This is a genomic window from Pseudoalteromonas sp. S4741 (assembly GCF_005886135.1).
Classification (GTDB): domain Bacteria; phylum Pseudomonadota; class Gammaproteobacteria; order Enterobacterales; family Alteromonadaceae; genus Pseudoalteromonas; species Pseudoalteromonas tetraodonis.
Genome location: NZ_PNCN01000078.1, coordinates 1 through 8,281 on the forward strand (window position 1 = coordinate 1; position 8,281 = coordinate 8,281).

The following is an 8,281-nucleotide window of genomic DNA, read 5'->3' on the forward strand; positions in this document are numbered from 1 at the left end:
CATGGATGTAGGTAAGGGGCGTGAGCAGGACGCGGAAGCTTTGCTCGGTTTTTACTTAGCCCACTAGATTACAAACCTCGCGCCGCGATTAAACCGCCCCTAGTTTGAACAAATTTTAATCCGCAAAGGTCAACAGACCCTAATAGGAGTGACTATGACAGAGCATAAAAAACCACTGGTATTAATGATTTTAGATGGCTGGGGATACAGAGAAGATGAGCAAAGCAATGCTATTTTAGCTGCTAACACCCCTGTATTAGATGAGCTTTGGGCCACACGTCCTCATACATTAATTTCAGCATCGGGTTTAGATGTCGGTCTTCCTGATGGCCAAATGGGTAATTCTGAGGTAGGCCATGTTAATTTAGGCGCAGGCCGTATTGTGTATCAAGATTTTACCCGTATCACCAAAGCCATTGATGATGGCGAATTTGATACAACCCCTGCACTTGTTGAAAACATTGATAAAGCTGTTCATGCCAACAAAGCTGTACACATTATGGGACTGTTAAGTCCAGGTGGCGTGCATAGCCACGAAGATCATATTGTTGCCAGTATACAACTGGCTGCAAAACGCGGCGCTAAAGAGGTGTACTTTCATGCCTTTTTAGATGGACGCGATACACCACCGCGTAGTGCTAAAGCGTCTATTGAGCGTATTGAAGCCTTATTTAGCGAACTTAAATGTGGCCGTTTAGCCTCACTAATTGGCCGTTACTATGCCATGGACAGAGACAACCGCTGGAACCGTGTTGAAAAAGCCTATAATTTAATCACCTTAGGTGAAGGCGATTTTGATTATGAAGAAGGCGTAAGTGCACTAAATGCCGCTTATGAGCGCGATGAAAATGACGAATTTGTAGCAGCCAGCACGATCACTCCTAAAGGCAGCGAACCTGTAAAAGTAAATGATGGCGACACCATTATATTTGCAAACTTTAGAGCAGACCGCGCACGCGAAATAACCCGCGCCTTTGTAGAACCAGGCTTTGACGGCTTTAATAAGAAAAAATCGCCTGAGCTTAGCGGCTTTGTGATGATGACTGAATACGCAGCCGATATAGATGCGCCTGTTGCTTTTGGCACCACGCCGCTTAATAACGTACTTGGCGAATGGTTTGAAAAACAAGGTAAAACTCAACTGCGTATTTCTGAAACTGAAAAATATGCTCATGTTACCTTTTTCTTCAGTGGTGGACGAGAAGATGAGTTTGACGGCGAAACCCGTGAACTTATCCCATCACCTCAGGTTGCAACTTATGATTTGCAGCCAGAAATGAACTCAAAAATGCTTACCGATAAGCTAGTAGAAGCAATAAAAAGTGGAAAATACGATGCCATTATTTGTAACTACCCTAATGGCGACATGGTCGGTCATTCAGGTGTATTTGAGGCTGCAGTTAAAGCCTGTGAGGCAGTAGATAACTGTATTGGCCGTGTAGTGGATGCATTGAAAGAATATGGCGGCGAAGCACTTATTACCGCCGATCATGGCAATGCAGAGCAAATGGCAAACCTTAAAACAGGCCAAGCGCACACAGCACATACCAGTGAGCCCGTGCCGTTTATTTATGTAGGTCGCGATGCACAAGCTTATTCAGGCAAAGCCTTGAGCGATGTTGCCCCAACCATGCTGCATTTAATGGGGTTAGAGCAACCTGCAGAAATGACAGGGTCGCCAATTATGGTGTTGAAATAACCTATGAAAAAAAGCGCATACCGCGTCATTGCGTGTATCTGTGTACTGCATTCATTAGTCACTGGCGTTGCCGTGGCTAATGAAGATCGTACTAAAAAAGACCTATCCCAAGTTCAAGTGGCTTTAGAGCAAAGCCAAGCTGAATATCAACAACAGCAAAAAGAAATAGCTAAACAGCAGCAAAAGCTAAAAGCACATGAACTCGCTATAGCGAAAAACGCTAAAGCACTCAATATGGCTGAGCAATCCGTTAAAAAAACACAACAACAGCAAGCAGAGCAACAACAACGCGCGGTAAAGCTTGAAAAACAACAAGCCCAATTTCAGCGTGTGTTAGCAGCACAGTTAAAAAGTGCTTATATGGCAGGTAGTGATGACTATTCAAAAATGCTGCTTAACCAAGAAAATACCGCTAAATTTGAACGTACGCTTAGCTATTACAACTACTTAAATAAAGCCCGCATAAAGCAGCTTGATGAACTTAAAGCGCTGCAAATAGAAATTGCGAAAAACCAAGCTGATCTTGAAAAAACAAAAGAAAAGCTAGTTGCTTTATTTGATGAACAAAAAAGGCGACAAGCAGCGCTTCTTGACGCTAAAAATGAGCGCCAAGCCAGCCTAAAAAATCTAAAAAAGCAGTTAAATAAAACAAAAAATTCAATTAGTTACTTAGAAGAGAACGAACAAACGCTGATCGCAACTATTAAAGAACTTGAAGAAGAAAAAACCACAAAAATTGAGCTATTGGGCCTAAATAAAAATAAAGGAAGATTAAGCTGGCCGAGTAAAGGCAAACTTACGCACAAGTTTGGCCAACGTAAGCACGGCGGAATTAACTGGAAAGGCGTGTTAATTTCTGCTGCAGAGGGCACTTCAGTAAATAGCATTCATAACGGTCAGGTGGTATTTGCAGATTGGTTAAAAGGTTACGGCTGGGTGATTGTTGTGGACCACGGAGAAGGCTTTATGAGCTTATACGGGCATGCACAAACCTTACTCAAAGATGTGGGTGATATGGTCAGAGAGGGTGAAAGCGTTGCTTTAGTTGGGCAAAGCGGTGGACAAGCCGATTCTGGTCTATACTTTGAAATACGCCACAAAGGGCGTGCTGTTAATCCCATAAAATGGTGCAGACGTATTTAATCTTAAAATAACTGCATCCTAGTAGAGGCAGTTATGATAAACACACACATTTGCCAAAAAAAAGTATCGCAAGCAAAACCAATGTTTTGGTTTTGTTTGCAGGTATTTTTTTTATTGGCACTTTTTGGCTTTATAAATACTACCTATGCAAGCTCAGTTAAAGACTTAGAAAGCCAAAAAATAAATGAAATACTGTTTAATATCCATACCTACTACGTTGATGATTTAGCACTGCAAAACAGTGAGTATATTGAATACAACTCGTCTCAATTTGAACGCTTATACTCTAAACTCGATCCCTACTCTAAATATTTAGATAAAAATGAGCTAAATGCGTTATTTGATAATACCAATGGTCGCTATACTGGCTTAGGCATTGAGGTCAAAAATATTGAGCAGCGCACCACGATTGTTAAAGTAATTAATAATTCGCCTGCTAAACAAGTCGGCCTGCGAGCTGGCGATATTATTACAGCAGTTAATAATCAGCAGATTAAAAATAGTCCTATTGATATAGTCGCGCAGCAAATTAAAGACAGCCCCAACAATAAAGTACAACTAAGTATTATCCGAAATAACAATCTAACACCGCTTATATTTAACCTCAGCAGAAAACAAATAAAACTGGCCAGTGTAACTAAGCAACTACTTGATGCGGGTAGCGGTTATATTGCTATAAATACCTTTTCAAACCACACCTTGCATGAAGTTGCCTTACAAATAGCCGCTATGCAAAACCATTACGGCCACGCATTAAAAGGCTTAATTATTGATTTACGAGACAACCCTGGCGGGACTTTAAAAAGCGCGGTTGCTGTGGCAGATCTCTTTTTACAAGATGGTCTAATAGTAACGACCAAAGGGCGCTTTTATGATTCTAATCAGTCGTTTTACGCTAAACGCGGCGATATTTTAAAAGGCGCACCTATTGTTGTACTGATTAACGAAAACTCAGCCTCTGCAGCAGAAATACTGGCTGCAGCACTAAAAGAAAATATGCGTGCAAAAATAGTGGGGAGTCAGTCATTTGGCAAAGGGTCGGTACAATCACTCATTCCATTAGGCGATGGTGATACCGCCTTAAAACTAACTACCGCACGTTACTTTACGCCATCAGGTGAATCGATTGAAGGGATTGGCGTGACCCCGAATGTGGCGATTAATCAAACAACGCTTCCACAAACAAATAAAGCCGTTATAATAAAAAATGAACAATTAGAACATAACTCCGTTTTTAACGCTGAAGAATTAGCCGATATCCAGTTAGTAAAAGCAAAACAGCTACTTAGCATGCACTAAATTCGGTAAATTATTTTAAACACGACAAAGATAATAAAAATTATAAAACGTGAAAACTATAAATTTAATGGTGTTAGCTGGGCTGTTTTTAGCCTTATTTGCAACATCGAGTGCTGTTAAAGCCAAGCAAATAGCCATAGTGATCGATGACATAGGTTATCATCAACGTGATTTAGAATTCCTGAGTTTACCTGGGCAGTTGTCCTATTCAATATTGCCCTACACCCCCTATTCTCAAATATTTGCAACCCTTGCTAGTCAGTCAAATAAAGAGCTCCTGTTGCATGTTCCTATGCAGGCTTTAAATGGTAAAAAACTCGGTCCTGGTGCGCTCACTTTAAATATGGATAAAGCACAACTTCAACAAACGCTCGGGAATGCGCTGGCCAGTTTACCGCTAGTTAAAGGAGTTAATAACCATATGGGCTCTGCGCTGACTCAACAAAGCCAAGCAATGAAATGGACCATGGAAGTACTCAAAAAACGCCAGCTGTATTTTCTTGATAGCCGTACAACTGAATTAAGCCAAGCTCAGAATGCAGCCAACTTTTTGGGAGTGGAAAACATTAGCCGACATGTATTTTTAGACAATATAACGACCACAGAGCAACTACAATTAAGATTAGAAGAGCTAAAATCAAAAGCAACTAAGTATCAATTTGCCATTGCAATAGCGCATCCCTATCCCGAAACCATCGATTTTTTACGCCACGCTTTGCCGCAATTAAGTAAGCAAGGATTTGAACTGGTGCCAGTATCGCAACTGGTCGAACGTAAATATGTACAAATAGCTCAGCAAGAAGCTATTTCCTTAAACTGATGGGGTAAGTAAACACCCTACCCCGTCTTAACTCACTTAAACGCATTATATTTATAAAATAAACGTCGCTACTTTGGCATTTAAATCTGTAGCTCTGTCTTTTAATACTTCAGCTTGGCTTAAATGCGCAGTGGCTGAGGTAGTAATTTCATCGGTTACATCTTTAATGGCGACCGTATTTCGAGTAATTTCATTGGTCACTTGCGTTTGCTCTTCTGCTGCAACCGCTATTTGACCCGCCATATCAGAAATTTCATTCACTGCTAAGGTGATTTCCTCTAGTGCATGAGCTGCTGCATTAACATCATCCACACTATTGTTAGCATACCCCTTGCTGCTGTCCATCAAGCTCACTGCTTTTTTGGTCGTATTTTGTAAGGTTTCTATGGTGGTGTAAATTTCTGCTGTGGAGTTTTGCGTTCTTCTTGATAGAACACGCACCTCATCGGCAACCACTGCAAAGCCACGCCCTTGTTCACCAGCACGGGCAGCCTCTATTGCGGCATTGAGTGCTAAGAGATTTGTTTGCTCAGCAATTTCTTGAATTGTGGTCAAAATACTCGATATAGCCTGAGCATGTAAGCTTAGTTCGCCAATGACGGTGGTTGTTTGGTCTATTTCACCCGCAAGTGAGTTAATCGTGTTTCTGGTTTTATCAACTAACAGTTTACCTTCACGACTACTTTGCGCTGACTGCTGTGATGCCGTCGCGGTATTTTCGGCATTAGCAGCAATCTCATGGGTTGCACTTGCCATCTCTGTAACCGCAGTGGCAACCATCGCTACTTCTTGTTGCTGACGCTGCAACTCACTGACACTGTTTTGATTGGTGATTAAGCTTTTCTCTGCATCAAAATCTAAATCAGTAGCTAACTGTCGAATATGGCTTATAAGCTCATGCTGGCTGCTTACAAAGCGATTAAAACTATCAGCCAGTACCCCAACTTCATCTTGTGTATCAACACTAATACGCTGGGTCAAATCACCGTTACCATCAGCAATTGTTGATAACGCTTGAGATACTCGGCTTAACGGCGCAAGCAACACACTTAATAACCATGAAATAGCCAACACGCTCAATAAAAGTACCACACTGACTAATACGAGTTGAGTTACTAATAAACTAATTAACGGTGCCTCTAAGGTTTCTTTATCCAGTACAAATAGCAACTGCCAATCGGTATTATTTATATTTTCACCCCAGATTAGTTTTTCGCGCCCTTCATCTTTAAAATAAAGGGGAGTAAATTCACCGTTTTGACTATTAGATAAAATGAATTGGTGATTTATTTTCGAGTCAATATGCGTAATATCTGCCATTACTTTTTTAGTGTCTTTATAGGCAATCACAGTGCCATCTTGATGCATCATGATGGCATACCCATTTGCCGGTAAAGACATAGTATTAACATCATTAACTAAAGACTCAATCGATAAATCACCCGCTACCACGCCACTTTGTGTGGTTTTAGCAATAGAAACAACCAACTGATTAAACGCAGTATCTAAATAAGGCTTGGTAATTACGGTGCCATTTTTCAGCTGTGCTTGTTTATACCATGGACGAGTGCGCGGGTCGTAGCCGATTCGATCAATACTTGGATCAGAGTCAGTCATTTTCCCGATACTATCTCCAAAGTAAGTTAATTGAAAACCACCCGACACTTGGGCTTGCTGTAATGCGCTGAGCGTATTGCCCTCAACCTTACTCGCAACTGACTCTATGATCTGCTGACGACTAGCTAGCCAATCTTCAATACTCGCAGCTTGCTGCTTACCAGACTGACTTACATTATCAATGCTGCTTTTTAACAGTAACGCTTTTTGAGAGGTGTAACTATTCCACGATAGCAATACAATAATAACGGCTAGGGCAAGAACCACCGATAGCAAGATCTTTTTCTTTAGTGAATATGAGTTCATATTGAGTGTAAATACTCGCGTTAAATGAAATTGAAAGGCAATAAGCACAGTAATTAACAGTTTAATTTAGGCTACGGTTTGAACAACAAGTCGCTCAGGTGCGCGAATATTTTCATATACCCAAATTAAAAACAAACTAAAATCATGTATTTAAATTAAAACCAAACTTATTCATTAACTTTAACTAGGGTATATTTAATTAAAAGATATACAGATGTGACTAGAGGTAAGCAAAATAAGAAAGACGATACTTTTTGTTAACCTCTTTTTTTAACTAAAAAAAAGCCCCGCATTTTCATGCAGGGCTTTATAACTTTATAAGTGCGATTAACTCATCGCGCTTTGTAATTTTTTCATTGCTGTTTTTTCCAGCTGGCGAACACGCTCTGCTGATACGCTGTATTTTTCAGCCAACTCTTGCAGTGTTGCTTTATCATCTGACAACCAGCGTGCGCTAACGATATCTTGAGAACGCTCATCGAGGGTTTTCAAAGCGCTAAATAATCGCGTATGCGACTGCTCTTGCCATTGTTGCTGCTCAATATCATCGGCTAAGTCAGCAGTACCATCCGTTAAGTATTGCACTGGTGAGTAAGTACTGGTTGGCGCATCGTCGTTATCGTCGCCTGTTAAGTCAAAGCCCATGTCTTGGCCGCTCATACGCGACTCCATTTCACGCACTTCTTTTTCACTCACACCTAGCTCGCTCGCTACTGTGCTAACTTCAGCTTGATTAAACCAGCCTAAACGTTTTTTGTTTTTACGAAGATTAAAAAACAGTTTACGTTGCGCTTTGGTTGTCGCAACTTTTACGATACGCCAGTTTTTAAGCACAAACTCATGAATTTCGGCTTTGATCCAATGAACCGCAAATGAAACCAAACGTACACCCACTGATGGGTCAAAACGTTTTACTGCCTTCATCAGTCCAATGTTACCCTCTTGAATTAAATCAGCTTGTGGTAACCCGTAACCCGAGTAGCTTTTAGCTATGTGCGCTACAAAGCGCAAATGCGACATAATGAGTTGCTTTGCAGCACTAAGATCGCCTTCTTCCTGAAGTTTTTTTGCAAGTTCCTGCTCTTGCTCAACTTTAAGCATAGGAATAGTACTAACAGCTTGAAGATAGCCATCCATACTTGCGCTTTGTTGCCCAACTGTAAGTGCCATTGCGTATAAATCTTTACTCATTTTTCACCTCGGTGATAAACATTTGAAACCATTTTAGCACTCTTTTAGTAAGAGTGCTAACTTGAATTTAAAACTTTTTTGAATCATAAATCAAGTGGTTTTTTTAGTGTTAAGTCAGTCTACACTAGGCGACTGAATAACCTATGAATTAGTTTAGGGTCTGTTGACCTTTCAAGGTTAAATTTACAGCAGTCTGTTTGGTATTT

Annotated in this window: 6 protein-coding genes; 4 read left to right on the plus strand and 2 right to left on the minus strand. The window is 40.7% G+C overall.

The genetic code is table 11. The features are described from left to right. Positions 1-154: 154 nt before the first annotated feature. The 4 genes from gpmM (at position 155) to CWC30_RS12100 (ending at position 4,961) form a co-directional block, all read left to right on the plus strand. The gene (gene gpmM / locus CWC30_RS12085) at positions 155-1,699 is read left to right on the plus strand and encodes a 2,3-bisphosphoglycerate-independent phosphoglycerate mutase (protein WP_138627205.1); all 1,545 of its coding nucleotides are present in this window, start codon (positions 155-157) and stop codon (positions 1,697-1,699) included. Positions 1,700-1,702: 3 nt separating this feature from the next. Then, entirely contained in the window at positions 1,703-2,842 is a 1,140-nt protein-coding gene (locus CWC30_RS12090) for a murein hydrolase activator EnvC family protein (protein WP_138627206.1), read from the plus strand. Between the two features lie 33 nt (positions 2,843-2,875). Next, positions 2,876-4,141: a S41 family peptidase gene (locus CWC30_RS12095; protein WP_138627207.1), complete on the plus strand. Its 1,266-nt coding sequence runs from the start codon at positions 2,876-2,878 to the stop codon at positions 4,139-4,141. A 67-nt stretch (positions 4,142-4,208) separates the two neighbouring features. Beyond that, positions 4,209-4,961: a divergent polysaccharide deacetylase family protein gene (locus CWC30_RS12100; protein ID WP_138627209.1), complete on the plus strand. Its 753-nt coding sequence runs from the start codon at positions 4,209-4,211 to the stop codon at positions 4,959-4,961. A 51-nt stretch (positions 4,962-5,012) separates the two neighbouring features. On the opposite strand, the gene CWC30_RS12105 is transcribed toward CWC30_RS12100, so the two are convergent. Then, the gene (locus CWC30_RS12105; protein ID WP_138627208.1) at positions 5,013-6,884 is read right to left on the minus strand and encodes a methyl-accepting chemotaxis protein; all 1,872 of its coding nucleotides are present in this window, start codon (positions 6,882-6,884) and stop codon (positions 5,013-5,015) included. Between the two features lie 327 nt (positions 6,885-7,211). Continuing rightward, positions 7,212-8,075, minus strand: a complete 864-nt coding sequence (rpoH, locus tag CWC30_RS12110) for an RNA polymerase sigma factor RpoH (RefSeq protein WP_016899742.1) — start codon at positions 8,073-8,075, stop codon at positions 7,212-7,214. Between the last annotated feature and the right edge of the window lie 206 nt (positions 8,076-8,281).